Here is a 25,253-nt window from a genome sequence, read left to right as displayed (position 1 = left end):
CCGGGCGGCCAGTCCTTTCAAGCCGCACCACCAGGGCCGGCTACGACCATGCAGCCTCACCCGACCCACCCGGGTCACAGCCCAACGTAACAACACGAAGTAACTGCAACTACGAACTTAAGGACGATCAAAGTGACCGAATGTGAAAGTTTCCAAGCGACGTTCGCGTTCGTCGACCTGTCCGGATTCAGCGTCCTGACGGAAATGTGCGGGGATGAACAAGCCGCCAGTATGGCGGGCCGTCTGCTTGCCGTGGCCCGTGAGTCGCTCGGACCGGACGTCACCATCGTCAAGACGATGGGTGATGCGGTCATGCTGCGAGCCAGCGAGACCGAGCCGATGGTGGCGACCATCCTACGACTCGCTGACCGCGCCGCCGAGGAGGACGGATTTCTTGCGCTGCGGGCCGGCATTCACCGCGGCAGTGCGGTCCAGCGCGACACCGACTACTTCGGACACGGTGTGAATGTGGCCGCGCGCCTCACAGCGCTGGCCGGCGCCGGGCAGGCTCTCTTCACCGAAGAAGTTCGCCGGGCCTGCGCGCAGCGCGGCCTCTCGCTAGAGCCATTAGGAGTCAAGCGACTTCGCAACATTGCGACACCGATAAAGGTCTACGCGGTGGGACTGGCGGCGGCCCGCTATCCCACCGACCCGGTGTGCCGGGTGCGCGTCGATCCCGCCACGGCGGCCAGCCATCTGCGTCACTCAGGTCATGACTGGTATTTCTGCTCACCGCAGTGCGCTCAACGATTCGTCGCCGCACCAACGCAGTACGCGTAGGCAAAAGCAATCAGCACTCGCCACCCGCGGGGAATCACTCAAGGACTGAGCACAGATCGGGGTCGTCTGCGGGCGGGCTCAAATCGATCGGCGCTGTAGTCCTTCACGCAGCGTCCTGGGCCTGCGCCCATGCGGTGTAACCGCCGATCAGATCACTAACGTTGGCGAATCCGTCGGCCCGCATCATTGAGGCGGCCACGCTGGAGCGCCAGCCGCCTGCGCAATGCACCACGATCGGCTTGCCCCTAGGAACTTCTGCGCACTGGGTGCGCAGCTGGGCCAGTGGGATGTGCACCGCGCCGGGAATCGTGCCGACGTCGCGTTCGCCGGGATTGCGGATGTCGATCACGGTGACCGCATTCTCGGCCCGCAGCCGGTCGAGCTCAGCGGCGCTGACCCGTGGCGCCGGTTGAACGAGATCGGTCAGCTCAGCCGGGAAGGCACCGTCAGTGCCGACGGTGAGATAACCCACCACGTTGTCCGAGCCGATGCGGGCCAGCCGCATGGCCGCGGTCTGCTCGTCACCGGGGTAGGTGATCAGCGCGATGTTGGCGCCCACCTCGGCGACCATGCCGACGGTTTCAGCGAAGCGGCCGTCGAAGCCGACGTTGACCGATCCGCGGAGATGACCGGCCGCGAAGTCGTCGACCGACCGCGCATCCACGACCCGAACGCTGGTCTGCAGACCGGCCCGTAGCTGAGCCGCGGCCATTGGGGGAATCCTGCGGCGCTGATCCAGCAGTGGGTGAACCCGCTTGTTCATCGCCGCGTCCATCGAGAAGTACGCGGGTGCCGCGGGCTGGCCGTGGGTGACCAGCTCGACGAAGTCGGCCTCGGTCATCGGCTGCACCGACGGGTTGGTGCGGCGCTGCTCGCCGATCGTGGAGGTCAGCTCGGCCGAGAGGTTTTTTCCGCACGATGAACCCGCGCCGTGGGCGGGCATCACCGTGACATCATCGGGCAGCGCCAGCAGCTTGTCGTGGATGCTGTAATACATCGCCCGAGCTAGGTCGGCAGTCGAACCGTCACCCAGATTGGCCAGGTCCGGACGACCCACATCGCCGATGAACAATGCGTCACCGGTCAGCACCGCGACGGGCTCTACGTCGGGACGTTCACGCACCAGGACGCTGATCGATTCCCAGGTGTGCCCCGGGGTCGAGAGGATCTCCAGATCGACCTCGCCGAGCGAGAGGTGCTGCCCGTCAGACAACCGGCGGATCGGATAGTCAGTCTGGGCGGCCGCGCCGAAGCCGATCCACCCGCCGGTGGCCTCCACCAGCTCCAGGTGGCCCGAGACGAAGTCCGCGTGAAAGTGGGTGTTAATGACGCCTTCGATCGTCAACCCGTGCCTGGCGGTGTCGTCGAGGTATTCGGTGATGTCGCGGCGCGGGTCGACAACCACTGCGCGCCCGCTGCTTTCGTCTCCAATCAGATACGACGCGTGCGACAGGCACTCGATGTAGTACTGCTCCAGAATCATCGTCTTTCCTTCTCTAGATAGGCCCTGCTGCCTCCACTTCGGGCCCTCACATCCCAACACAACAATACCCCCGTGGGTATATTATTCCGTGATCGCAATACCTAGTGGGGTATTTCTAGTATGGTTCTAATATACCCCCGGTGGTATCGCGCGCACAGGCGGCGGCTACGACGTCAACTGGGAGGACGACATGACGGTGTCGAACACCGCGATGTGCGGTTTCGCTGCGAGGCCGCCGACGTGACGGCCTTGACCGTCGTCCTGGCCGTGGTCGTGGGAGTCTCGCTGGGACTGTTGGGCGGGGGTGGCTCAATCCTGACCGTCCCGCTACTGACCTACGTCGCAGGACTGGACGTCAAGGAGGCGATCGCAAGTTCGCTTCTGGTCGTCGGCGTCACCAGCATGGTCGGCGTCATCGCTCATATGCGGGCCGGGCGCGTGCGGTGGCGCGTCGCACTACGGTTCGGCGCAGCGGCTATGACCGGGGCTTTCTGCGGCGGCCTACTGGCCGGCGTCATCCCCGAAACGGTGCTGCTAGTCACCTTCGCAGTGATCATGATCGCCTCCGGGATCGCGATGCTGCGCGACCGCAAGACAACTTCCGGCGACGAGGCCCCGCAGGTTCAGGTGGCCAAGGTGGCCGTAATCGGTGGCGTCGTCGGTGCGTTGGGCGGTCTCGTCGGCGCGGGTGGCGGCTTCCTGCTGGTACCTGCGCTGGTCCTGCTGGCCGGACTTCCGATGCCCGCCGCGATCGGTACCTCGTTAGTGGTGGTCGCAATGCAATCGTTGGCCGGTCTAGCCGGACACCTGACCGGTGTACGGATCGACTGGAGCCTGGCAGCGATGGTCACGGCCGCTGCAGTGGTGGGCGGTTTGATCGGCGGACGGCTAACTGGCAGGGTCGACCCCGAAACGCTGCGCAAGCTGTTCGGCTGGTTCGTTTTGCTGATGGCGGCGGTGATCCTCGCGCTGGAGACAACACCAGTGGTCGGTGCCGCGTCGTTAGCCCTGACCGTCATCGGCGTAGGCGTCTATTTCACCTGCAGCCGTACCAGGTACTGCCCGTTGCGTTGGATCCTCCTCGCTCACATGAAGCCGGCTGCGGCGCGGTGACCGCTATGAGCGCGCGGGAAGCATACCCCCACGGGTACTGTTGAAATTGGTGAAACCGCAGGAAAGGAAGCCACGATGGTTGGCGACGAAGACAGCATCGCCGCAGTATTAAATCGGCTGCGACGCGCTCAAGGACAGCTCGCCGGCGTGATTGCGATGATCGAGCAGGGACGCGACTGCAAAGACGTTGTTACCCAACTCGCCGCTGTCTCGCGAGCCCTCGACCGGGCGGGATTCAAGATTGTTGCGACCGGCCTGCGCGAATGCATCACCGGCGACGGCAGCGAGAGCGCCAAGCCGATGACCGAAGCCGAACTCGAGAAGCTCTTCTTGGCACTCGCCTGACCTCCCAAGTCCACTTACGTCACCGATCCCTTAATGCTGCTTGCCGAACCACGGTGGGGGTCAGATTGGGCCGATCCGAGGTGGCAGCCGCCGGAACCGGTGAACGGGTAGAGCAGTTGGGCAAGGTATCCGGTGGGATAGTCGGGTTTGGCGGCCATGCCGAGCTGGGTGGAGTCGAAGCGGCGGGCGGGGTCATAGGAGAAGGTACGCATCAGGTGGTCCCACACCAGGGTGAACAACCCGAAGTTGACGTCACCGATGCCGGCCCATTTGAGGTGGTGGAAGCGGTGTCCTTCATTGAGGGCCAGGACGTATTTGGCGGGGCCGATGCGGTAGTCGGCGTTGGAGTGCTGCAGCAGCAGCTGTATCGCCACCGCCAGGGCCAGCGCTGAGGCCACGTTGACGGGCAGCCCGATCAGGATCAGGGGTGCGACCCCGGCGGCCATCTCCACGGTTTGGTGCAGCGGGTGTTTCATCAGGCCGTTGAGGCCATAGAAGCGGCTGATGCTGTGGTGCACCGCGTGAAAGCGCCAGAGCACCCCGATCTTGTGACTGGCCAAATGAACCACGGTGATCCCGAAGTCCGCGACCAGGATCGCGGCGAGGACCTGTGCGACGAATGGCCAGCTGTGCGGCCACAACTGGGGCGCGGGGACGATCGCGGCCAGCAGCGGGATGGCGGCGACGCTGGCCAGGATGAGGGTTTCGTTGACCGCGACGTGGATGCGGTCGCGGGTGCTGTCGGCGCGGTCGTGGTTCCACTGCGGGTCATAGGGGATGATCCGCTCCACCACGAACGCCGTCGCGATCGCGGCCGCCAGAATGATCAGCAGCCAGTACTTGGGTGCGCCTGCGGCGGCGACGGCGATGCCCGCACCGTTGAGGCCGATCAGCATGAACGGCACGTAGCCGTAGCGGGCCACCGCCTGGACCGCAGTTATCACCCTCGTCGAAGGCGGAGAAGAAGTCGTACTCATGCCCTGAATCGTCGCGGTCACCGCCGCGACGAGGCTTGAATGATTCGGCTACCCGCTGTCGAGATCCCAGGAGACGTGGCGGCTGAGCACCGAGGGTGGCAGGCCGAACATCTCACGGGTGGTACGGGTCAGGTGAGCGCTATCGGCGAACCCCGCACCGTGCGCCGCGCCGGTCAGATCATCTCCGGCCTGCACCCGGGTGATCGCGGCCCGCAGCCGTGACCACAACACGTACCGCCGCAGCGGGATGCCTACCTGCTCGGTGAACAGATGCGTCAGTCGGCTCGCCGAAAGGCCGACCAGCCCCGCGAGTTCGGTGCCGCTGACCGGTCCCGCCGCCACCAGGTCGGGCAGCAGCCGCAGTGCGTCATCGATGGCGGGATGCCGCCCCCCGGTGGCGTTGTCGGCCGTGGCGGGCGCCAGGTGCGCGATCAGCTCGTCGACCACCGCGGCCAAGGCTCGTCGCCGGGTGAAGGTCAGGACTGGGGAGACGGTCCACCCGGAGCGGACGGCGCGGGAGTGTGCGGCGTGCCCCGGCGCGGATTCCGGCTCCAGGAACACCACCGTGCCCTCCTGGGCGCCGACCTCGATCCGGTGCGGCGCGTCGGCGGGCACGACGACCTTCGTGCCCCGATGCCGGTCGCCGTGCTCGTCGAGCACCGTCAAGGCCGTCGTCGCGGTGACGATCTGAACGGCGTGATGCGCGTGGACATCAGTGGGGCCGATCGATCCGGTGAAGGCCAACACCCCCGGCCGCAGCAGCGCCGCCCCGCCCCAGCGCGACGCGGCAGCGGCATCGCCGCCAGGACTATCGTTCGCCACAAGCGATGATAGCGTTTGGCATCGATCGTTGCCTGGTGCTGCCTCCCCGGAACACGCTGCACTGGTCACCGCGCGCCTGTTTGGGTGGGTGCGCAAACCCATCTTCTCCGCGAGGCTGGTGGCTTGCCTCGCCCCTAGCGCTCATGGTCCCCAATCTCCTCGCTCTCATCGGCTGGGGCCGCCCGTAGCCAGCATCCAGACGTAGACACGGCTGACCGAAGAGCCCACCTGTGCAGTGTTCACGGCGAACCAAAGACCGCTCCGTCGCTACGATCGGACGCTTACCGCTTGGGACGACTGCGCGCCCTGGCGCCCCACGAGCGCGAAGACGTGCCATCGACCAAGCCGGTGAAACTCACCCAGTCGGGCTTTATCGAATCTTCATAGAAGGACTACGAAAGCCAAACGACTGACGAGAAGACTTCACGTCGTGAACGGTCCACCGTCGCCCGCGTCCGGCCGGTGCGGCGCGCACACCGCGGTGCTCAGCCCGTTAGCCGGTCACAACAAACCGATTCGGAGAATCTCATACATGCCGCAGACAGGCCGCCTACCCATGTTTCGAGCCACGGCGCAGTGGCTGCGGACGGCCGTCCTGGCGATGGCGGTGCTGCTGATCGCGGCCGCGTGCAGCTCGTCGCCGGCCGCCGCGCCCCAGCCCGAGGTCATCACTGATAAAGGCACCCCATTCGCCGACCTGCTAGTCCCCAAATTGCAGGCGTCGGTGACCGACGGAGCGATCGGCGTCGCGGTGGACTCCCCTGTTACCGTGTCCGCCGGTGACGGCGTTCTCGGCCAAGTCTCGTTGACCAACGAAGCCGGCGAACTCGTCGACGGACAGCTCAGCCCCGATGGCGTGTCCTGGTCGTCTGCCGAGCCGCTGGGCTACAACAAGCAGTACACCCTTGATGCCCAGGCCCTTGGACTGGGCGGCGCGACCACTACGACAGCGACCTTCGAAACCCACTCGCCCGACAACTTAACGATGCCCTACGTCCTGCCCAACGACGGGGAGACGGTTGGCGTCGGCCAACCCATCGCGATCCGCTTCGATGAAAACATCACCGACCGGATTGCGGCGCAGCAAGCGATCAACGTGACCACCAACCCCCCGGTCGAGGGAGCCTTCTACTGGCTCACAATCGCGAAGTACGTTGGCGCCCAGCCGAATACTGGAAACCGGGAACAACAGTAGAGGTGTCGGTCAACGCCTACGGCGTCAACTTCGGTGACGGGCTATTCGGTCAGGATGACGTCACTACCCAGTTCACCATCGGTGACGAGGTCATCGCCACCGCCGATGACGCCACCAAAACGATGACTGTGCGGCGCAATGGTCAGACCGTCAAGACCATGCCCATCTCCATGGGCAAAGCCAAGACCCCGACCGATAACGGCGCCTACATCATCGGAGATCGTTACTCGTTTCTGGTGATGGATTCGTCCACCTACGGAGTTCCAGTCAACTCTCCCGACGGATACCGCACCGAGGTGGAGTGGGCGACCCAGATGTCCTACAGCGGGATCTACGTGCACTCTGCACCGTGGTCGGTGGGCAGCCAAGGCATCGCCAATGTCAGCCACGGATGCCTCAACGTCAATCCGGCCAACGCCCGATGGTTCTACGACAACACCCGACGCGGCGACATCGTTGAGGTCATCAACACCACCGGCCCCACGCTGTCGGGAACAGACGGTTTAGGTGACTGGAACATCCCTTGGGATCAGTGGAAAGTCGGCAACGCCAACCTCTGAAATCAGATCAGAAGCGGAGACTCACAACCGCCGCCTCCCAGTCACCTCGTGGCACCAGTTACGCGTGTCAGCAGGACGTTCGCATCCACCGAACCGGGTTTCGCATGCCGAGTGTCACCCAAGCATCGCGCGCCGTGGGGCCCACGCCGCACAGGTAGCGCAGCCCTTTCCGCTACGACACCTTTGGTTTGCCGCCCCCAGGTAACGGCGTTTTCACATGTCCGGACCACCGCTACTTCGTAGTCCCGCCATCGACGATCGACTCTTTCAGGCACCCATCGCAAAACACCATTCGCAATTTCAGCCGAAATTCCAGCATTGTAATTATGTTGCTGATGTTACTAATGAGGCATATGTGAGTTAGGCTGATCTACGTATTTGCTACGTATATCGTTGCTGCGCAGTATGGAACGCTCTGTTTCGCCTTTGTTGGCGAAACCAATCACCGGCGCTCCGACAGCCGAAAGAAAGAACGCCATATGGAACCGATGGCCCGATGCGTCCGCCCGGAGGAAGGCCGCGTATCTGCGTTCGGCTTTCGCCTGACTGGGGTGATCGTTGCCGTCGTCGCGACGGTACTTCTGGCGTGCACGCCAGCAGCCTCCGCCGAGCCGACAGGCGGTCCGTGGGATCCACTCCTGCCCAAGATCCCGAGTGCGGGAGCGCCCGGCGATCCGGTTGCCATCGCCAACGCGTCCTTGCAGGCGACGGCCGTTGCCACCCAGACTGCGATGGATTTGGGGCGTAGCTTCCTGAGCAGTCTCGGACTCGTCAGTCCCGCGGCAAGCCCCCAAACGAGCGTCCGCGGCAACCGCCTCTACGGTGCCCAGGCGATCGAATACGTTATCCGCAGGGCAGGAACGCAGATCGGCGTTCCCTACTCCTGGGGAGGGGGCAGCCTCACCGGCCCTAGTCGCGGTGTCGACCAAGGCGCAGGCACCGTCGGTTTCGACTGCTCAGGACTGACACGATTCGCCTTCGCCGGCGTCGGAGTACTGTTGCCGCGATGGTCCGGCGACCAGTACAACGCTGGCCGCAAGGTACCTCCCGCGCAAGCTAAACGCGGTGACCTCCTGTTCTGGGGGCCCGGCGGAAGCCAACACGAAGCGATCTACCTGGGCAACGGAAAAATGATCGAAGCGCAACAAACCGGCGTTCCCATCAAGGTTTCACCGGTGCGTACCGCCGGGATGACACCCTACGTCGTACGGATTATCGAGACCTGACCGAACGCTTTCGCCACAGCTCCTCCCACCAAAAGCCTTGTCCGCACCGGGTAACGGTTCAGCCGGCCAGACAGTAGCCGATGCCGCGGACCGTCCGGACATAGCGCGGACAAGACGGGGCGTCACCGAGCTTGCGACGAAGATTGCCGATGTGCACACCCAGTGCCGACCGCCCGCCGGGCTGCGTTGCCCCCCAAAGGGCTTCCTGAAGTCGTCGGCACGTAACGGGCTCCCCTGGATCATCGGACAAAACCCGGAGGATCGCGAACTCCGTTCGAGTCAGCGATATGACGTTGCCGCGCTGATAGACCCGCCGGACCCCCACGTCGATCACCAGATCGTCGACGTGGCGTCGCTGCGCGCCGCCGTCCTCGCTGCGTTGGTGAGAATGCCTGAGTGTCCGCCGTATTCGCGTGCTGAGCATGTCGCGGGAGCCGATGGGAACCACTCCGACGCGCGATACCAGAGGCGCCACCTCTGTGTCGGCGAGCGCGACGACGCCGCACTGGGCAGCCTGGCGAACACGGTCAAGGACGACGGCGCCGTGCGCGGATGATCCCAGGCACACCACCACCACGTCGGGGTCATCGTCGCGCACCGCGGTGAGCGCTGCAGCGTGTGAGCGTGCGACGTCGACGGCGAACTCTTCGGCGCGCAGGGTGCGGGCCAACATGTCGGCGTAGATGCGCCGAGGTTCAACCAGCAGAACGCGAATGCGCCCAGCAGCTATCGCCGGAGAGGCAACGCTGCCCGAAGCGGGGTGCGGCTCGATGGTCGTGGCAGTCTCCTTGCCAGCGTGGGCCATTCACGGCGTGAAGGTGTTCGCGCGGATGCTGGAACCAGCATATCGCCATCTACGTAGTTATTACGTAGATGGCGATATGGGGTGTCGGGCATGTTCGCGTCTTCGGGTGTTCAGCGGGGGGTTTGCGGGCCAGAGGATGTCAGCTGTTCGGGTTGAAGTCGGCCGCGTCGGTCCAGCCGGAACAAGGCCGCTGCGGAGGCCAGCCCGATTGCCGACAGCAGAACCCACAGCAGCCAGGGTTGCCCGAGATCTCGGGCGGCCTGCATCAGCGAGCCGGTGGCCAGATTGCCGACAAGAATGCCGACTCCGACGATAGTGTTGTAGAAGCCATAGTGCGTTCCGATGAGACGGTTGTTGGCCAATGAGACGACGGTGTCCATCTCGAACGGGAAGACGGCCGCCGACCCGACCGCCAGCACCGCCGTGGCGACGAGTAGCGCGGTCGCGGCGGCGACTCTGCCTGCCCTGGTGTCATCGGGCAGCACGATCAGCGGCAAAAACGACGCCGCGAGGATCAGCATGCCGATCACCAGGGAGCGGCCGGCGCCCCAGCGGTGGGCGAACCATCGGGTGATCCGCATCTGGCCGAGGACGGCAACCAGACCCGAGACCACGAAGATCATGGCGGTGACAACGGAATCGTTGCGCGGAAACAGGTCTCGCGCCTGAAGCGGCAATGCCAGATAGACCTGGAATGACAAAACATACGACCCGATCATGGCCGCGGCGAAGAGCAGAAAGGAGCGGTTGGCCGCTACTGTTCGCCAGTCCTGCAGCACCGATGTCTTCTCATCAGGCGTCCCCGCGGCGCGGTGGGGCAATGCTAAGAGTTGGGCCACGGTCAGCGCTGCGAACACGACCGCTGCGGCGGCTGCTGTCATTCGGAAATCGACGAACATCAAGGCCAGCCCGACAAGGGGTCCGGCCAGGATGCCCGCCTGATAGAACACGTTGAACACCGCGAAGGCTTCCACGCGCCGTGGGCCCGCGTCGGCCGCCAGATAGGCGCGCACCGCAGGATTGAACAGGGCGCCGGCGAAGCCGGTTGCTGCCGAGGCGATCAGGACCGCCGGCAGCGATTCGGCGAAGACGAGCAGGCCGAATCCTGCTGTCCGTAGGACACATCCGCAAACGATGAGCGGTTTGTAGCCCAGCCGGTCTGCCAGAGTGCCGCCGATGAGAAACATGCCTTGCTGGGAGAAGTTACGTACACCCAGCACCAGGCCGATGGCCCACGCGGCCAGCCCCAACGGGCCGGCGAGGTAGCCGGCCAGGTAAGGCATGAGCATGTAGAAGCCCAGGTTGATGCCGAATTGGTTGATCATCAGCATCCGGCTGGGCCAACCAAAACTGCGGAAGGCTGACAGCAGGGTCATCGTGGCTGCACCTCGGTGGGGTCGACAACGGTGGTGCATCGCGTCCACGCCGTGACTGTCTGGGTCATCGGGTCCTCAATGGTGGCGGGATGCCGTGGGGGCGCTGCGTCGAGCAGGCCGTGGGCGCGGCAGTAGTCGTCGTTGTAGATGGTGTCGAAGTAGCGTTGCGGACCGTCCGGGAAGATCGCTGCGACAGTGGCTCCGGCAGGGCTATTGCGTGCGACCCAGCCTGCAACCAGGGCGACCGCACCGACGCTCCAGCCGCCACTGGCGTAGTGGGTGGCCGCCAGGGTGCGGCATGCCCACACCGACTCCGCGGGGGCAACCCAATGCACTTCGTTGAACGCTTGGTAGTCGACGTTGCCGGGATAGATGCTCGATCCCAGGCCGCGCATGAGCCGAGAAGCCGCGGGCTGGCCGAAGATCGTCGAGCCCACCGTGTCGACGCCGATCAGCCGCAGCTGCGGGTTGAATTCACGAAGGACGCGTGCGACGCCGGCCGAGTGGCCTCCGGTGCCCACCGAGCACACCAGGACATCAACGGCGCCGAGTTGTTCGTTCAGTTCCACTGCCAGGCCGCGGTAGGCCTCGACGTTATCGGGGTTGCTGTATTGATCGGGATGCCAGGCGCGTGGGTCGGTGGCCAAGATCTTCTGCACGCGGTCACGGCGGGCCTGCTGCCAGCCTCCCTGTGGGTGCGGTTCAGTGACCAATTCGATGTCGGCGCCGAACGCGGCGAGCATATTCTGGATGATCGGCTCCATCCCGGGGTCGGTGACCAACGTGACGGGGTGCCCGTAGACCGTTCCGGCTAGTGCGAGACCCAATCCCAGTGTGCCGCTCGTGGATTCGACGATGCGGGCGCCGGGGGCAAGTGCCCCGCGGGAGCGGGCGCGTTCGACCATGTGTAGCGCGGGTCGGTCTTTCATTCCTCCCGGGTTGAAGCCTTCGAGTTTGGCCCAAAAGCCCCGCTCTTCTGACGTGAACGGTGCGCTGATTCTCAAGACAGGGGTCTGGCCGACCATGGTGGCCGGCCGCTCGTTGCGGCCGCGTTGTGGCTGTGCCGATCGGGTGTGGGAAGTGCGTGCATGGCGGATTGGCAGGGCAGGATTCATCGATGAATGTCGCTTCTGTGAGGCCGCGACGATGCGCGGCGACTGACGGCAGGTAGCGGTCACCGGCCACCGTCGAAGACGACGGGGCCTGACGCTAGCCGATCAGCGGCGCGCGATACACAGGTGGGCGAGCACGTCGCGGCCGGTGCGCAGGGCGCGGGCGTTCCGTGGTGGACCGCGGATAGGCGCCTTCGCCGCCTGGCACCACAGCAGCGGAAGCACAGCCACGACGAGGCCCAACGCGAGCGCGATCAGGGAGACCGTTCCCCGCGGCAGGATCGCTTCGGCCAGGGTGTCGGGCGTGCACTCGGCGTCGGGTTGGGAGACGTGGGGGTGGTCGAGCTCGACAGACATCGGCGCGCCGACCGCACTGGCGGCCAGTGTGTGCGGTCCGTGCGCAGGTGCCGCATTCACGCCGGGCAGTGCCCACTCGGCTCCGACGATGACGGTCCAGAACGCGATCAACGCCGCGACGATGGCGCGGCGGCGTTGCTCAGAGTTCGCGTCGAAGTACTTCACGATGTTGCCGACTGTAGCAGCGGATCGGCGAATTCAGGCTCGGCCCCTGAGCCGATGCCGGGTTGTGATCAGACAGCGACCGCCGTTGCGCCGAGCCAACCGGCCGTTCCGTCGCATGATCGACTTCGCCCGATGCCCCTGCGAATACGCCCTTTTGAGGTTCCGCGAAGGAGATGCAATAGACCAGTGCGCTGCCTGTACCGCAGATCATCTACGGTTTTACTACGTAGATAATCTGCTCTCTATCGGCCCGCGCGCCAAGCGGTGTTTCCTTTGCTGACGGCCTACGCGCATTGGCTTCACCTGCGGAACGTGCGGCGGGCGTTGAGGCGCTAGTGGTGGCAGAGCACCTGAATGAGAGCGGGTGTGGCGAGCATGGCGGTGATCGCGGCTGTCAGGCAGATGCGGTGGCGCCATCGCACGTGCCGACGTGTCGGGGTGAGCAGGCGCTGCGCTCGCGCGATGACCGCTGTTCCCGCCGCGGCGAGGCCTTCCCGTGCAGGCGGGTGTTCTCCGGCCAGAGCAGATAATCCAGCCAACAGCGGATGCGTGCCGACGCGGCGCACGGCGGTGTCGTCAGCGCACATCTCCAGCAGTTCACCCACACGATGAGGGGCCGTCGCGAAAAGCGGAAGCCACGGCAGTGTGCCCCCCAAAGCGCGGAGCGCCATGAGGATGTGGTGGTGGCGCCCCGAGATGTGCGCGTTTTCATGCGCCAGAACCGCTTTGAGCTGTGATCGGTTCAACGACTTCATCGCCGCGGAGGTAACGATGATGGCGTTCGGGCGTCCGACCACGCAGTAGGCAGCAGGCCGGTCGGCCTCCACGACCACCACATTGGGATGGTCGGTGGGTCGGCCGACGATCCGCGCGGCATGCGCGTGCTCGTGACTTCGCGCCCGCAGCCGCGACAAGCAGCGACCGATCCGCATGACGACGAACCCTGATGTCAGGGTTCCTACCGCGATGAGAACAACAGAACCGATTCGTCCGGCCATGGGTGTGTGCTCGGAGAAGCCAAACAGCTCCAGGCACAGCGTCACGACCGCGCCCGTACGAATACTATCCGTCGTTGCGCCGATGACCAAGATCAGCGCGACGAGCCACGCCGCCAACGTCGCGGCGACGGTGGCCAGCCAGGCGGCCACTCCCATATGGGGGCTGATGCCGTGACTGGTCATCCGCCTCAGAACCGGTGGCGCCCACCAGGCCAGCGCGCTGCCATAGACGAGCAGCCACAGCGCGGCGGTCATCACCGACGCCCCTTGCGCAGAGCCGCCTTCAATTGAGCGGACTGCTCGGCGTTCATCTGCTCAACAAAGAAGGCCAGCACCGCATCGGTATCCCCGCCGGCGTCGAACGCGGCCTTCATCAAACGCGCGGAACGCTCCTCGCGGCTCATGGACGCCTGATACACGTACGCTTTCCCATCGCGCTGACGTTGCAACCAGCGCTTGCGGTACAGGTTGTCCATCGTCGACATCACGGTGGTGTACGCGATCTGGCGCCGTTGAGAGATCTCGTCGAAAACCTCACGCACCGTGACAGGCTCGGCGTAATCCCACACGCAATCCATGACCACCGCTTCGAGGTCGCCGAATCCTCGCTGTTCCATTTGCGCCTCTCCCGCTCTCCGCGACGAGCTGGCCTCCTCGCGCCCCGAGCCCCTTCAGCCCCCAATGTAGCCGCCGAGCTGGCAAAAGCCGCGATACGCCTCACCTCGACCGCATAGGCCAGCATCTCTGCACTACCGGCCGCGGCGCGTGAAACTAGCGCCCGTGGCGCACAGTCGTAACCGATCTGAGACTGTGACAGACGTTCCTCCTGATACCAAAGTGATGTACGTTCCGACTGAGTACTATCGTGCTACGTACTCAGCTCGATAGTAGAAGTGCCGCGGGCGCCGTTCGGCTTAGGTGCGCGGCTCGACAACGCTCACCCCAGCTGAGGAGATTCGATGCTGCGCCTCACTTCTTTTCTGAGTCTCTGCGCACTGACGCCGGCACTGGTAATCAGCGCCCCGGGTACCGCTGTTGCCGGTCACGACGGCACCCCCGACCGCGACGACGTTCCCTCATTGGTTGCAGCGGTCGCCGACGCGAACCAGCGGATGGCCGACGTCGGTAGCGACATTCAGATCAAGCAGGAGGGCGTCAACCGTGCCCTGGTCGAGGTCGCGGCCGCCCGCGACACCCTCGCGCAGGCCCGGCGCGACGTTGTTGCCAGCGACCAAGCCCTGACCGACAGCCAACACGCAATCGAGGCCGCGCAAGAGCGCTTCGACCGCTTCGCCGCGTCGACCTATATGAACGGGCCGTCGGGTGCGTTGCCGCTGGCGCAAAGTCCCGAGGAGATCCTGGCCGGGGCATCGACCCAGCAGACCCTCACTATCAGCTTTCAGCGGGTCCGCAACAACCTCCTGCGCCGGCAGACCGATCAGGCCAACAAGCTTTCTGCTGCGACGGCAGCGCGGGCGCGCGCCGAGAGCGCCGCCGCGGACGCCCAACGCCGCCAAGACGACGCGGTAGCCGCACTCCGGGACGCCCAACAGACGTTTACCGCACAGCAACGCGAGGTCGAACGGCTCGCTACCGAACGCGACTCCGCTCAAGCTCGACTGGAAGCCGCCCGACCGGTGGCGGCGACAGCCGCCGCGCCCAGTGCCGCGCAACCCGGCACTGTGCCGGCATCCGGTGCTCCGTGGGACCGCGGCACCACGTCGCCGGGGGGCGCCACCAAGGGGGGCCTGTGGGACACCACGTTGCCGATGGTGCCCAGCGCTAACGTGGCCGGCGACCCGGTGGCCATCATCAATGCCGTCCTCAAGATCATGGCGACCTCGGCGCAGCTGACGGCCGACATGGGCCGCAAGTTCCTCACCAAACTCGGCATTCTGTCTCCTGTCACCGCCGCCGCAGATCCCGGCATCACCAACGGACGCATCCCCCGCCTCTACGGCCGCCAGGCCTCAGAGTTCGTGATTCGCCGCGCCATGTCACAACTGGGGGTGCCTTACTCCTGGGGCGGCGGCAACGCCAACGGCCCGTCACGAGGCATCGACCAGGGCGCCAACACCGTGGGTTTCGACTGTTCGGGCCTGATGCTGTATGCCTTCGCCGGCGTCGGCATCAAACTCGACCACTACTCCGGGTCGCAATACAACGCAGGCCGCAAAATTCCCTCGTCACAGATGCAGCGCGGTGACCTTATCTTTTATGGCCCCAACGCCAGCCAGCACGAAGCGATGTATCTGGGCGACGGCATGATGATCGAAGCCCCCTACACCGGGTCGGTCGTCAAGATCTCGCCCGTGCGCACCTCCGGCATGACGCCCTACGTCACCCGCTTGATCGAATATTGACATCGCCGCGATGTCGAGCCGGTGGACCGGTCAGTGCGCCGCGGTGCGGCCGCTGCGGATCGGCCTCCTCGGGCACGTCAGGCCGCCCCGAACGACGCGGCCAGCGAGACGCATTGAATAGCGCCGTCGCGCCGGCGATCGCAGCCGCCCACAGCACCACGACCACGGCACACAGGATCAGCCACGCTTGCCACCCGAGACCGTTCGGGCACACGTCCATCAGCCAACGCATGTCAGGCCCTCCTCCACAGTGAGCCTCACCCCACCGCAGGAGGAAAACGGTATGAGTCCTGTGAAGATCTGCTGAAGATCGAGCCGCTCGGGCAGCCACGCCTCGTTACGGGCGCACCAGCAGGCACCATATGGGACATGCAGCACCACCACCTGGGCGCGCCTGAGAGCGCGAAGGGATACCGCGCGCTGGTCGTCGACGACGAACTCCCCCTAGCCGAAGTGGTAGCCAGCTACCTCGAACGCGAGCAGTTCGAAGCCGTCGTCGCCGGCAACGGTGTCGACGCAATCGCCGTCGCACGCGACCTGGATCCCGATGTCGTCATCCTCGACCTCGGCCTACCCGGCATCGACGGACTCGAGGTCTGCCGGCAATTGCGGACCTTCTCCGACGCCTACGTCGTCATGCTCACCGCCCGTGACACCGAACTCGATACCGTGCTCGGCCTCACCGTCGGCGCCGACGACTACATCACCAAACCCTTCAGTCCCCGCGAGCTGGTAGCGCGCATCCGCGCCATGCTGCGGCGACCCCGCATCCTGCAAACAGCCGCCGCACCCGCCGAACGAGAGACAGCCCCGCCGCGCCGCTTCGGCGCACTGAGCATCGACGTCGCCGCCCGTGAGGTACATATCGACGACGAACTAATCCTGTTGACCCGCACCGAATTCGACATTCTCGAAGCCCTGTCCGCGCGGCCAGGAATCGTGCTGAGCCGCCGACAACTTCTCGAAATAATCCGCGACGAACCCTGGGTCGGCAACGAACACCTCGTCGACGTCCACATCGGACACTTACGACGCAAACTCGGCGACGACGCCGCACGCCCCCGCTACATCGCCACGGTTCGAGGTGTCGGATACCGGATGGGAACCGGACAGTGACTCCCCCACCTACGTCGACCCCTCGCCGGCGTCGACGGCCGGGCCGTCCCGGTATCGGCCTGCGACTCCTGGCGGCCCAAGCCATCGTGCTGGCGGCCGGAACGGCGACGACCGCGGTGGTCGCTGCCGTGGTCGGCCCACCGCTGTTCCGCGAACACCTCCACCGCGCCGGTGTCCCGATGGACTCCCTGGAAGAAGTCCACGCCGAAGAGGCCTACGGCTACGCAACGGTCATCTCCATCGGAGGCGCCCTAGCGGTGTCAGCACTGGCCGCCCTCGCGGTCAGCTTCTACGTCAGTCGACGCCTCCAACGCTCCGTCACCGAAGTCGCCGCCGCGGCCACCGATGTCGCTGAAGGGAACTACGACATCCGCGTGTCACCGCCGCGCCTCGGCGATGACTTCGACGCCCTCGCAACCGCATTCAACCAAATGGCCTCCCGGCTTCAAGCCGTCGATTCGACACGGCAGCAACTGTTCGGAGACCTCGCGCACGAGATCCGCACACCCGTGGCAGTACTCGAGGCCTACATCGAGGCACTCGAAGACGGTGTGCGCTCCTTGACACCCCAGACAGCAGCCATGCTGCGCGACCAAACCCGTCGGCTGGTGCGATTCTCCGATGACGTCGCCGCGCTGGCGAAGGCGGAGGAAAGTGCGGTGTCTATGTCCTACGCCTCCCTCGACGTGGACCGCCTAACCCGCCAGTGCGTCGCAGCAGCACAAGAACGCTATGACACCAAGGGGGTCAGACTGCACGTACACCTCCAGCAACCGCTGCCGCCGCTGTGGGCCGACGAACAACGACTGTCTCAAGTGTTGGGGAACCTGTTGGAGAACGCGCTACGGCACACACCGCCCGGCGGGTCGGTACACCTTCATTGTCTTCGTGACGGCGACCGAGTAAAAATCGCTGTCGCTGACACCGGAGAAGGGATCCCCGCCAAGCACGTCACCCGAGTGTTCGAACGGTTCTACCGGGCAGACACCGCCCGCGACCGCGAGCACGGCGGCGCCGGATTAGGTCTCGCCATCGCCAAAGCGCTCATCGAAGCCCACGGCGGATCCATCTCGGTAGCCAGCGCTGGACCCGGCGCCGGCGCAACATTCACCATCGCCCTGCCCATCACCCCGATACGCAGCGAGCACCACCCTGCGACGGCTGACTCAACGCGTCCCTGACGAGTGCCCCCTCCGCGCTACTTGTCCAACATTCCCTGCATCGTGTCGATCTCCGCTTGCTGAGAAGACACGATGTTGCGCGCCATCTCGACCGCCGCCGGGAACTTGCCGTTGTCAACTTCCTGCTGCGCCATCATGATCGCGCCCTTGTGATGCTCGATCATCTGCGTCAAAAAGAGTCGGCTTGCCTCAGCGCCTTGCGCGTTCTGAAGTGCAGCCATATCGGCCTCCGACATCATGCCCATACCCCCGCCGCTCATGCCCGGCATGTCACCCGCGTCTCCGCTGGGCATTTGATGGCCGGGCATGTCATGGCCGGGCATTGCGGCGGTGGTGGAAGCAGTTGTCGACGAGGAGGCTCCCCAGTCCTGCAGCCAGCCCTGCATCTGTTCGATCTCAGGACCCTGAGCGTTCTTAATCTCGTTGGCGAGTGACACTACGGCAGGATCAACTCCCTGCTTGCCGAGCAGCATGTCGCTCATCTCGATCGCCTGCTGATGGTGCGGGATCATGCCCTGAGCGAACGTCACGTCAGCATCGTTATGGGCAGCGTCGCGGCTAGCAGTACTGGGCGAAGCCGACGCCGACGCTGCTGCCGAGGTGCTGCTCATCGATGACGGAGACTCGTTTCCCGCATTCGAACAGCCGCTGATAAACAGGGCCGACACCGCAAGCGCCGCAACCCCGAATCCAAAACGCTTGTGCTGCATCGCACATCCTTCCTCGAACATCGTCGTGACACCGTGCCTCAACGGCACGCCCTCGCGCCGCCGCACTCAAGCGTCGGCAAGCCGGGTATGGGTCGGCTCGTGATCCGATGAAGATTTGATGAAGACGTTTCCAGCTGCGAAGAAGTGTTCGAGCTACCCACTGCCGCGTCACGCGGTAGCCGAAAACCGCCCCTCTATTATTGACTTACGTAGCCTGAACCTCGGGTTGTTACTGGAATGGTGCACATCCACGGCCTTGACATCAACCCGTCGAACGGCAGCTTTACGTGGCAACTCAATACTGCCCCTACACCCCTGAGCAAAATAAGGCGCCGCAGCTACTGCACCAGGCGGATCTTCCTCAATTACCGACAGACGGACGTCAGCGGGTCGACGGTCGTCATCCCTAGGAGGCTGCGCAGCGCCGGGCATGCTAGCTCTCTAAGCGTCGCGGCATCAGAAAGGTGTTCCACGGCATTCCCACGGTGGCGCGGACCAGCTGATCACGCGTGAACTGCATCCCGAGCTGGTTCTATTTAGAGAGTGCCTCCTTGATCGCGGTGCCGAGGTCTGCATAAGTTTGGATCTGCAGTTGCTCGCCGTTGAGGAAGAAGGTGGGTGTGCCCTGGACGCCGAGTGCCGTGCCGTCTGCGACATCCTCTTGGATCCGATCGAGCGTGGCCTGCGCGTTGTAGGCTTCGTCCCACGCGGCCATGTCGAGGCCGAGTTCCGTTGCGAATCCGCGAAATACGTCGTCAGCCGGTACCTGCTTCTCGCCCCACTGGTCTTGCGTCTCGAACATCTTCTTGTACATAGCCTCAAACTGGCCCTGCTGGGCGGCCGCCTCGACTGCGCGGGCTGCTCGCTCTCCGTTGAAATGGCCGGGCATCGGGAAGTAGCGCGCAACGAAGTTGACTTGCTGGCCATATTGGGTGCGCAGTTGTTCAACGGCAGGGAAGGCTGCGCGGCAGCCTTCACACTCGAAGTCGAGGAACTCGACAAACGTCACATCGCTGTCCGGAGCCGAGCTCAGGCGATGGCTATTCTCGCGGACCACCTGCGGCCCGCCTTCTGCCTGCGACGTCGGTGCAGATCCCCCGTCCCGGGTCGAGAAGTACACACCCGCGCCAATGGCGACCGTTATGGCGAGGAAGGCGGTCAGCAAAATTCGCGTCATTGGGTTCATGGTGCGTTTCCTTTCGCTCCGTAGCACTTCGCACGCGGAGCGATCTACGGTGTATCTACGTAGATAGTTCTACCATGGTGACGATCATCGGCGTCCGAGCGCCAGTCGCTTCATGCCCCACCAAGCGACCGGAGCAAGCACGATTACCGTCCACATGCCAGGAACATAGGCGAACACGCGATCGTTCAACCACGGAAAGACGAGGTAATGGGCCAACTCGGTGATGCCCATGGAAGTGAAGAACGTCCACGCGAGATAAGTTCCGAATGGGCTCTCGCGCTTCATCAACGGCGGGATCAATGACCACGCGCCGACCGAAACGATCACCAACGCAAGGACCGTCGGCGACAGTGTCGAAGGTTTGCTGGCCCCAGTGACATTCGATAGGAAGTCGAAGAAGCCGAACTGTTTCTCCTCGACGCGGTGGAGGACAAACAAGAACAACGCGATCCAGTATGGCGCCTTCACATCGGCCCAGTTTCCGTTGGATGGTGTCACCAGCCATAACACCAACCCGCCGGCGAATCCCACAGTGAAGATCAGCATGGTCAATGGTCCGAATGCCACCAAACCCAGCACCAGCGTTCCGGCACTGAGGCAGACCGCGAATAGAACCGAACTCAAAGACGCCTTACCTAACGGTTGCTTGGCGGCTCCAACGCCGTTGCCGGATGGCGGTTCGTCGCTCGTCCCGATAGTTCCGCCATCAGGTCGGGCGGAATCGCCATGGGAGTCATCAGGCCGACGGTGGCCCGGCCGGTGTTTCCCGGAGGATAGCGCCCGCTCAGCGAGCCTGGCGCCGCCACGGTCACCCGGAGCAGTTGTCCGAGTGCTTCGCGCCTATCCCGCTGGCACACCGCGAGATACAGCATCGCAGCGTGGTTGCGCGTGTGAAGCCAGGGGTAGGGCTGCGACACGATGTGAGCACGTTCTAGGTGCAGCCAGCGGTCATCGGTTGAAGCCGCTGCTCTGGCCGAGCCCATCTCTCGGTCATACAGTTCACGAACGTGAGCTGAGGGTCGAATCATGGTGTCTGCCGCCTTTCGGTGAAAGTCGCTTGCTTGCCATTCCTCTGTACGACTCAATTCATTCGCGGGTCGCGAAGTTCGGCGCGGACGATCTGAAACGGCACGGACCAGCTGCTGGCAGGGTGATGGTTAGTGACGACGAGGCGATGGTCGACGAACAGATCCGCAAGGCCGCTCCCCAGAACCTCTCGCGCATGCGCGCGCTCAATCAGTCCGATGTACGCCCGATAAGCCCGGCCAAGTTTGGGCGGCGCGTCGTGATCGATCGCGATAATGGCGCCACCGGGTCGAAGCACCCGAACGGACTCCTTGACTGCCTCGCGGCGGGTATCCGTGGGTAATTCATGCCAGCCGAAGACACTCATCACCACGTCGAAGGTGTTGTCGGGGAATGGGAGTATCGCAGCATCTCCTCGGTGAAGTGTGACGTTGCCAACTCCGCTGCGCCGCAGTTGAGAGCGGCCGACGGCGAGCATTTCCGGCGAGATGTCAATCGAATCAATTCTTGTATTGGGCCTGAGCTCGGCGACCAACCGTGACGCGTAGCCGGTACCGCCACAAAGCTCGAGCACTCTGCGCGGCCGCTCGGCCGCGACCTCCTGGGCGAGGCGCTGGTGCGGGCGACCGAGCATGAACCGATTGCCGGCCTCCAGCAATGGCCCGGCGAGGAGAAACTTCAGTCTGTTCCGCGTCCACCGTGACGACGTGCTCATGCTGTTTTGCCCTTCCGTGTTCACCACACCATACATAGTGACATTCGCATATGTCTATATGTTTCTACGTCAGCGAGCGTCGCTCAGCGACTGCAGGAGTGCGGGTATCCGCCGGCATGGCCGTCACCCGTTCCACGAGTCGATCGAATTCCTCGCCCCAGCCCGCGTTGTCGGTGCGCGCCAATCCCCCCATCTCGACCTCGGCGTGCTCCGAATCCAGTCCCTGCCGGATCTTGATCCACAATCGTCGGCGTCTGACGACCAGCGACACCAGAAGTCCCCCCATCATCGTGATGGCGAAGACCAGCACCCAAACCTGCGCCGGGTCGTAGGAGACCTGGAGGCTCACGAAATCTGTGACGGCGTCGAATCTGATGATGGTGCCATCGTCGAGTCGCGTTTGCTCTCCGAGACTCAGATTGACGCGCGCCATCCGGACGAGGCGGCCCTGGTCGATCATGCGTCTGTCGAGCGCGAAGATTGATTGCGGCCTACCGGTGTCGAGCCCCGTGTCACCTTTGTAAATGTCGATAGCCACTGCGGGGTCATTCGCGGCCGGGAATGCTGACGACAAGAGCGTGCCGTCGCGCTGCTGCGTAGGCGCGAGAAGCCCTTCAATCGCGATCTGGTTCTTGCGTCGCTCGCCAGGATCAGGGAACGTACCGGCCGGAGGATCGAATCTCAGTGCGCCCGCGGACAACAGCGTCTGCAGCTCTTCGGGCTGCCATTGCAATGTCTGGGTTCGTTCTTGCCCGTCGGGGAAGACGACCGTGAAGGTTGGCGCGTAGCCATGCCCCAGGAGGTAGACACGAACGTCGCCGACCCGAAGGGGGTAGTTGACCCGTAGCGGGTAGGACCGCCAGGTGCCGTTGATAAGGTCTTCGTCCGCCTGATACTCGACGTCCGCGGAAAATGAGGTCGCCTGACCGCTGGGTTGAAACTCGGCGTCGAAGTTGTTGACTCTCAGACAGATCGGATAGAGCGATGTGCCGTCAACGGTAGTTCCTGGCCGGAACGCGTCGAACGCGGCGGGCGACGCTGAGCACAACCCGGGCCGTCCGTCAGCGATCACGATGGCGTTTCCCTCGTAGGCAAAGAGTTTGCCCGCTGCCATCGCGACCAGGAGGCCGATCAGCGAGAAATGAAAGACGAGGTTCCCCGCTTCGCGCAGATAGCCGCGTTCCGCGGATAGCTCTAGAACATCGCCGTCTCTGCGTAAGACGGTGCGCCACCCGCGGAGTCGGCGCGACATCTCGTCGGCGACCGTCTGCGGATCCCCTATAACAGCGGGGTTCTGATGTTTGGGGAGTCGGCTGAGGTTGCGCGGAGCGCGCACGGGCGTGGCGCGAAGACTGCGCGCGTGATCGATTAACCGCGGCACCAGGCAGCCGATTAGCGATACGAAGAGCAGGACATAGATCGAGGTGAACCACACGCTGGAGAACACGTCGAAGATCTGCAAGCGGTCAAGCCATGGGGCGAGATTCGGATTGTCAGCGATGTAGCGGTCTACGGTCGTCGGGCTGACGGGGCGCTGCGGCCACAACGCCCCGGGAATCGCTGCAAGAGCCAACAAAAACAGCAGGGCCAGTGCGGTACCCATCGAGGTGAGTGTGCGCCACGTATTACGCACCAAGGCGCGAGCGCGTTTCATATCGGCAACGTCGTGTTCGTGACGAATGCGTCTCGGACCCACGTGACGAATTCATTCCACAGTCCGGTCACCAACGCGGCACCGACCGCGACGAGCATCACTCCCCCGACGATCTGGATGGTGCGCGTGTGGTCGCGCAGCCAACTCAGAGCGTGTATTGCACTCGCAGAACCCAAGGCGAGCAAGAGAAATGGGATGCCGAGCCCCATGCAGTAGGCGATGACGAGCACCATTCCGCGAGCAATGTTCGCGCCTTGGGTCGCCGACGCTACGGCGATGACACCGGTGAGCGTCGGCCCCAGACAGGGTGTCCACCCCAAACCGAAGACTGCTCCGAGCAGAGGGGCACCGCCGACCGTGGACAAGGATCGAGGGGTGAATCTGATGTCCCGTTGGAAAGTGGGGACGAACCCCATGAACACCAATCCCATGAGGATGGTGACGACGCCGCCGATACGTTGCAGCAGAATCTGATTGGCGATGACGGACGTCGTCAGCCCGAGAATCGCGATCGTTCCGAGCAGGAAGACGGCGGTGAATCCCGCAACGAACAGCGCGGCCGCCCCCGCCACGCGGAGTCGAGCGCTTCTGGACGCGCGGTCGGCCGACCGGTCATCGACGCCGACCACCGCGGCCAAGTACGAGAGGTAGCCCGGCACCAACGGCACGACACACGGCGATGCGAACGACACTAACCCCGCCAATACAGACACCAGGAGGGCGAGCGCCACCGGCCCAGTGGTGGCGATCTCGGTGAAATCGTTCACTGCCGCCTCCAACACGTCACGCCGTGACTGCGAACGCCCAAAGAGTGTCCTCACCAGAATGTCTACGTATCTACTACGTAGGTTAGTAACATTACGAACACTGGCAAGTTCTTGTCCAACACCGCAGTGCGACATCCCAGCGCAGACAGGTACCGTCTGTCCTACGTACTTCGTTAGTAGATTGCGATCGGGAGGCTGCAGCGTGGCCGATTCCACGTCCTCCGGCTTCGCCGCGCATGTTTGACGGCCTTGGCACGCTCCCGTTAGAGCCGCCCACACTCGGCACGTTGATCGGTTGGTACCCGACCGCCGTCCCGCTGTTCCCGGCGCTGGCCGCCCTGGCAGCCACCCTTTACCTTGTTGGTGTACTTCGCTTGCACAGGCTGGAGCGGCCGTGGCCCTGGCCGCGCACGGTGAGCTTCCTCTGCGGATGCCTCGCCCTGGCGGCGGTCACCGGGCTGGCGATCGAGGGATACGGATTTCGGCTTTTCAGCGCCTTCATGTTTCAGCACCTGACGCTGTCGATCCTGGTGCCGCCGCTGCTCGTGCTGGGCAGCCCGGGGGCCTTGCTGCTCAGGTCGACGCCCCATCACGGTGTTGGCCGGTTCGCACTCATCGTCGCCCTCGGCGCATTGCGCAGCCGAGCTGCGCGGATCCTGCTACACCCCGGCGTCACGATCCCGCTATTCCTGTTCAGCTACTACGGCCTGTACTTATCGAGCCTTTTCGACGTCGTGGCGTCGTCGTGGATCGGCCACACTGCCCTGGAAGCGTTCTTCCTCGCTTCCGGAATCTTGTTCATCGTGCCAATCCTGTCTGCGGATCCACTTCCGGTGCGGCAGTCGAACCTGGGCAGATTTTTCGACATCTTCCTGGAGATGCCGCTGCACGTGTTCATCGGCGTGATCTTGATGATGGCGCCACGGGCATTGACGACTACCTTCGCTTCGCCGCCTCCGGAATGGGGCATCGATCCCGTCGCAGACCAGGCCGTCGCCGGGGCCCTCGCCTGGTCATACGGGGAGCCCATCGCACTGTTGACGGTCCTGATCTTCGCCATTCGATGGCGGCGGGACGAGGAGAAGACGGCAGTGCGGCACGACATCGAAGGCGGAACCCATGATGAAGACCTGGCGGCGTACAACGCCTTTCTGCAACGTCTGCACAATCCTTCAGCCACTGACCCGGATTCCTCGTCGGACCGCACACCCTAGAAAGTCA

At 64.2% G+C, this 25,253-nt stretch carries 24 protein-coding genes and 1 pseudogene; 9 read left to right on the top strand and 16 right to left on the bottom strand.

Annotated features, from left to right (window positions below; genetic code table 11):
- The first annotated feature begins 132 nt into the window (after nucleotides 1-132).
- Nucleotides 133-780, top strand: coding sequence for a YHS domain-containing protein (locus ACTWP6_RS24310; RefSeq protein WP_270720512.1), 648 nt, complete (start codon nucleotides 133-135; stop codon nucleotides 778-780).
- A 103-nt stretch (nucleotides 781-883) separates the two neighbouring features.
- On the opposite strand, the gene ACTWP6_RS24305 is transcribed toward ACTWP6_RS24310, so the two are convergent.
- A complete protein-coding gene (locus tag ACTWP6_RS24305; protein ID WP_443189001.1) occupies nucleotides 884-2,263 on the bottom strand; it encodes an MBL fold metallo-hydrolase in 1,380 nt (459 codons plus the stop codon).
- 240 nt (nucleotides 2,264-2,503) lie between these two features.
- Here ACTWP6_RS24305 and ACTWP6_RS24300 point away from each other — a divergent pair, with 240 nt between their 5' ends.
- Both ACTWP6_RS24300 and ACTWP6_RS24295 read left to right on the top strand, forming a co-directional pair.
- A complete protein-coding gene (locus tag ACTWP6_RS24300; RefSeq protein WP_443189000.1) occupies nucleotides 2,504-3,376 on the top strand; it encodes a sulfite exporter TauE/SafE family protein in 873 nt (290 codons plus the stop codon).
- A gap of 75 nt (nucleotides 3,377-3,451) precedes the next feature.
- The gene (locus ACTWP6_RS24295; protein ID WP_112744675.1) at nucleotides 3,452-3,721 is read left to right on the top strand and encodes a metal-sensitive transcriptional regulator; all 270 of its coding nucleotides are present in this window, start codon (nucleotides 3,452-3,454) and stop codon (nucleotides 3,719-3,721) included.
- A 14-nt stretch (nucleotides 3,722-3,735) separates the two neighbouring features.
- On the opposite strand, the gene ACTWP6_RS24290 is transcribed toward ACTWP6_RS24295, so the two are convergent.
- Together ACTWP6_RS24290 and ACTWP6_RS24285 are read right to left on the bottom strand one after the other, a co-directional pair.
- Nucleotides 3,736-4,698: a sterol desaturase family protein gene (locus ACTWP6_RS24290; RefSeq protein WP_112744676.1), complete on the bottom strand. Its 963-nt coding sequence runs from the start codon at nucleotides 4,696-4,698 to the stop codon at nucleotides 3,736-3,738.
- A 48-nt stretch (nucleotides 4,699-4,746) separates the two neighbouring features.
- Nucleotides 4,747-5,520 carry a helix-turn-helix domain-containing protein gene (locus ACTWP6_RS24285; protein WP_237674051.1) on the bottom strand — a complete coding sequence of 258 codons (774 nt, stop codon included), beginning with the start codon at nucleotides 5,518-5,520 and terminating at the stop codon, nucleotides 4,747-4,749.
- 532 nt (nucleotides 5,521-6,052) lie between these two features.
- Between ACTWP6_RS24285 and ACTWP6_RS24280 the strand changes: the two are divergent.
- Nucleotides 6,053-7,275 (top strand): annotated as a pseudogene (locus ACTWP6_RS24280) (L,D-transpeptidase).
- A gap of 479 nt (nucleotides 7,276-7,754) precedes the next feature.
- Nucleotides 7,755-8,501 carry an NlpC/P60 family peptidoglycan endopeptidase RipB gene (gene ripB, locus ACTWP6_RS24275; RefSeq protein WP_024444601.1) on the top strand — a complete coding sequence of 249 codons (747 nt, stop codon included), beginning with the start codon at nucleotides 7,755-7,757 and terminating at the stop codon, nucleotides 8,499-8,501.
- A 58-nt stretch (nucleotides 8,502-8,559) separates the two neighbouring features.
- Here the strand turns inward: ripB and ACTWP6_RS24270 are convergent, their stop codons facing one another.
- The 6 genes from ACTWP6_RS24270 to ACTWP6_RS24245 all read right to left on the bottom strand — a co-directional run bounded on the left by ACTWP6_RS24270 (nucleotide 8,560) and on the right by ACTWP6_RS24245 (nucleotide 13,931).
- Nucleotides 8,560-9,174, bottom strand: coding sequence for a winged helix-turn-helix domain-containing protein (locus ACTWP6_RS24270; RefSeq protein ID WP_051226468.1), 615 nt, complete (start codon nucleotides 9,172-9,174; stop codon nucleotides 8,560-8,562).
- A 242-nt stretch (nucleotides 9,175-9,416) separates the two neighbouring features.
- A complete protein-coding gene (locus tag ACTWP6_RS24265; RefSeq protein WP_024444603.1) occupies nucleotides 9,417-10,682 on the bottom strand; it encodes an MDR family MFS transporter in 1,266 nt (421 codons plus the stop codon).
- Nucleotides 10,679-11,797, bottom strand: a complete 1,119-nt coding sequence (locus ACTWP6_RS24260; RefSeq protein ID WP_024444604.1) for a PLP-dependent cysteine synthase family protein — start codon at nucleotides 11,795-11,797, stop codon at nucleotides 10,679-10,681. Before ACTWP6_RS24260 ends, ACTWP6_RS24265 begins: the two co-directional genes overlap by 4 nt.
- Nucleotides 11,798-11,899: 102 nt before the next feature.
- Complete coding sequence (locus ACTWP6_RS24255; RefSeq protein ID WP_024444605.1) at nucleotides 11,900-12,316, bottom strand: hypothetical protein; 417 nt, start codon at nucleotides 12,314-12,316, stop codon at nucleotides 11,900-11,902.
- Nucleotides 12,317-12,648: 332 nt separating this feature from the next.
- Nucleotides 12,649-13,569 (bottom strand): M56 family metallopeptidase, encoded by a 921-nt coding sequence (locus ACTWP6_RS24250; RefSeq protein WP_024444606.1) that lies wholly within the window; start codon nucleotides 13,567-13,569, stop codon nucleotides 12,649-12,651.
- Nucleotides 13,569-13,931 carry a BlaI/MecI/CopY family transcriptional regulator gene (locus ACTWP6_RS24245; protein WP_024444607.1) on the bottom strand — a complete coding sequence of 121 codons (363 nt, stop codon included), beginning with the start codon at nucleotides 13,929-13,931 and terminating at the stop codon, nucleotides 13,569-13,571. The genes ACTWP6_RS24250 and ACTWP6_RS24245 overlap by 1 nt, the downstream gene beginning before the upstream one ends.
- A 342-nt stretch (nucleotides 13,932-14,273) precedes the next feature.
- On the opposite strand from ACTWP6_RS24245, the gene ripA reads away from it, so the two are divergent.
- The 3 genes from ripA to ACTWP6_RS24230 all read left to right on the top strand — a co-directional run bounded on the left by ripA (nucleotide 14,274) and on the right by ACTWP6_RS24230 (nucleotide 17,974).
- A complete protein-coding gene (gene ripA, locus ACTWP6_RS24240) occupies nucleotides 14,274-15,677 on the top strand; it encodes an NlpC/P60 family peptidoglycan endopeptidase RipA (protein WP_024444608.1) in 1,404 nt (467 codons plus the stop codon).
- 369 nt (nucleotides 15,678-16,046) lie between these two features.
- Nucleotides 16,047-16,793, top strand: coding sequence for a response regulator transcription factor (locus ACTWP6_RS24235; RefSeq protein ID WP_011856861.1), 747 nt, complete (start codon nucleotides 16,047-16,049; stop codon nucleotides 16,791-16,793).
- Nucleotides 16,790-17,974 carry a sensor histidine kinase gene (locus ACTWP6_RS24230; protein WP_024444610.1) on the top strand — a complete coding sequence of 395 codons (1,185 nt, stop codon included), beginning with the start codon at nucleotides 16,790-16,792 and terminating at the stop codon, nucleotides 17,972-17,974. The genes ACTWP6_RS24235 and ACTWP6_RS24230 overlap by 4 nt, the downstream gene beginning before the upstream one ends.
- A gap of 17 nt (nucleotides 17,975-17,991) precedes the next feature.
- Here ACTWP6_RS24230 and ACTWP6_RS24225 read toward each other — a convergent pair whose 3' ends face one another.
- From ACTWP6_RS24225 to ACTWP6_RS24195, 7 genes are all read right to left on the bottom strand, one after another.
- Nucleotides 17,992-18,684 (bottom strand): DUF305 domain-containing protein, encoded by a 693-nt coding sequence (locus ACTWP6_RS24225; RefSeq protein WP_024444611.1) that lies wholly within the window; start codon nucleotides 18,682-18,684, stop codon nucleotides 17,992-17,994.
- A 532-nt stretch (nucleotides 18,685-19,216) separates the two neighbouring features.
- Nucleotides 19,217-19,870 (bottom strand): DsbA family protein, encoded by a 654-nt coding sequence (locus ACTWP6_RS24220; RefSeq protein ID WP_024444612.1) that lies wholly within the window; start codon nucleotides 19,868-19,870, stop codon nucleotides 19,217-19,219.
- 84 nt (nucleotides 19,871-19,954) lie between these two features.
- Nucleotides 19,955-20,416, bottom strand: a complete 462-nt coding sequence (locus tag ACTWP6_RS24215) for an HXXEE domain-containing protein (RefSeq protein WP_051226470.1) — start codon at nucleotides 20,414-20,416, stop codon at nucleotides 19,955-19,957.
- An 89-nt stretch (nucleotides 20,417-20,505) separates the two neighbouring features.
- The gene (locus ACTWP6_RS24210) at nucleotides 20,506-20,898 is read right to left on the bottom strand and encodes a DUF3703 domain-containing protein (protein ID WP_024444614.1); all 393 of its coding nucleotides are present in this window, start codon (nucleotides 20,896-20,898) and stop codon (nucleotides 20,506-20,508) included.
- A gap of 53 nt (nucleotides 20,899-20,951) precedes the next feature.
- Nucleotides 20,952-21,638 carry a class I SAM-dependent methyltransferase gene (locus tag ACTWP6_RS24205; RefSeq protein ID WP_234788711.1) on the bottom strand — a complete coding sequence of 229 codons (687 nt, stop codon included), beginning with the start codon at nucleotides 21,636-21,638 and terminating at the stop codon, nucleotides 20,952-20,954.
- A gap of 37 nt (nucleotides 21,639-21,675) precedes the next feature.
- Nucleotides 21,676-23,265 carry a cytochrome c biogenesis protein ResB gene (gene resB, locus ACTWP6_RS24200; RefSeq protein WP_024444616.1) on the bottom strand — a complete coding sequence of 530 codons (1,590 nt, stop codon included), beginning with the start codon at nucleotides 23,263-23,265 and terminating at the stop codon, nucleotides 21,676-21,678.
- The gene (locus tag ACTWP6_RS24195; RefSeq protein ID WP_024444617.1) at nucleotides 23,262-24,032 is read right to left on the bottom strand and encodes a cytochrome c biogenesis CcdA family protein; all 771 of its coding nucleotides are present in this window, start codon (nucleotides 24,030-24,032) and stop codon (nucleotides 23,262-23,264) included. The genes resB and ACTWP6_RS24195 overlap by 4 nt, the downstream gene beginning before the upstream one ends.
- Nucleotides 24,033-24,268: 236 nt before the next feature.
- Here ACTWP6_RS24195 and ACTWP6_RS24190 point away from each other — a divergent pair, with 236 nt between their 5' ends.
- Nucleotides 24,269-25,246, top strand: coding sequence for a cytochrome c oxidase assembly protein (locus ACTWP6_RS24190; protein ID WP_024444618.1), 978 nt, complete (start codon nucleotides 24,269-24,271; stop codon nucleotides 25,244-25,246).
- Nucleotides 25,247-25,253 lie beyond the last annotated feature (7 nt).

Source organism: Mycobacterium sp. 4D054 (genome assembly GCF_052245755.1).
In the GTDB taxonomy this organism is placed as follows: Bacteria; Actinomycetota; Actinomycetes; order Mycobacteriales; family Mycobacteriaceae; genus Mycobacterium.
Note: the sequence above shows the minus strand (reverse complement) of the source record. Positions and strands in the feature narration are given on the sequence as shown.

What these genes read in the sequence shown, in the direction of transcription:
- ACTWP6_RS24305 (WP_443189001.1), bottom strand. Translation starts at nt 2,263, where the DNA reads ATGATTCTGGAGCAGTACTACATCGAGTGCCTGTCGCACGCGTCGTAT.
- ACTWP6_RS24295 (WP_112744675.1), top strand. Translation starts at nt 3,452, where the DNA reads ATGGTTGGCGACGAAGACAGCATCGCCGCAGTATTAAATCGGCTGCGA.
- ACTWP6_RS24290 (WP_112744676.1), bottom strand. Translation starts at nt 4,698, where the DNA reads ATGAGTACGACTTCTTCTCCGCCTTCGACGAGGGTGATAACTGCGGTC.
- ripB (WP_024444601.1), top strand. Translation starts at nt 7,755, where the DNA reads ATGGAACCGATGGCCCGATGCGTCCGCCCGGAGGAAGGCCGCGTATCT.
- ACTWP6_RS24270 (WP_051226468.1), bottom strand. Translation starts at nt 9,174, where the DNA reads ATGTTGGCCCGCACCCTGCGCGCCGAAGAGTTCGCCGTCGACGTCGCA.
- ACTWP6_RS24265 (WP_024444603.1), bottom strand. Translation starts at nt 10,682, where the DNA reads ATGACCCTGCTGTCAGCCTTCCGCAGTTTTGGTTGGCCCAGCCGGATG.
- ACTWP6_RS24260 (WP_024444604.1), bottom strand. Translation starts at nt 11,797, where the DNA reads ATGAATCCTGCCCTGCCAATCCGCCATGCACGCACTTCCCACACCCGA.
- ACTWP6_RS24250 (WP_024444606.1), bottom strand. Translation starts at nt 13,569, where the DNA reads ATGACCGCCGCGCTGTGGCTGCTCGTCTATGGCAGCGCGCTGGCCTGG.
- ACTWP6_RS24245 (WP_024444607.1), bottom strand. Translation starts at nt 13,931, where the DNA reads ATGGAACAGCGAGGATTCGGCGACCTCGAAGCGGTGGTCATGGATTGC.
- ripA (WP_024444608.1), top strand. Translation starts at nt 14,274, where the DNA reads ATGCTGCGCCTCACTTCTTTTCTGAGTCTCTGCGCACTGACGCCGGCA.
- ACTWP6_RS24235 (WP_011856861.1), top strand. Translation starts at nt 16,047, where the DNA reads ATGCAGCACCACCACCTGGGCGCGCCTGAGAGCGCGAAGGGATACCGC.
- ACTWP6_RS24225 (WP_024444611.1), bottom strand. Translation starts at nt 18,684, where the DNA reads ATGCAGCACAAGCGTTTTGGATTCGGGGTTGCGGCGCTTGCGGTGTCG.
- ACTWP6_RS24220 (WP_024444612.1), bottom strand. Translation starts at nt 19,870, where the DNA reads ATGAACCCAATGACGCGAATTTTGCTGACCGCCTTCCTCGCCATAACG.
- ACTWP6_RS24215 (WP_051226470.1), bottom strand. Translation starts at nt 20,416, where the DNA reads ATGCTGATCTTCACTGTGGGATTCGCCGGCGGGTTGGTGTTATGGCTG.
- ACTWP6_RS24210 (WP_024444614.1), bottom strand. Translation starts at nt 20,898, where the DNA reads ATGATTCGACCCTCAGCTCACGTTCGTGAACTGTATGACCGAGAGATG.
- resB (WP_024444616.1), bottom strand. Translation starts at nt 23,265, where the DNA reads ATGAAACGCGCTCGCGCCTTGGTGCGTAATACGTGGCGCACACTCACC.
- ACTWP6_RS24190 (WP_024444618.1), top strand. Translation starts at nt 24,269, where the DNA reads ATGTTTGACGGCCTTGGCACGCTCCCGTTAGAGCCGCCCACACTCGGC.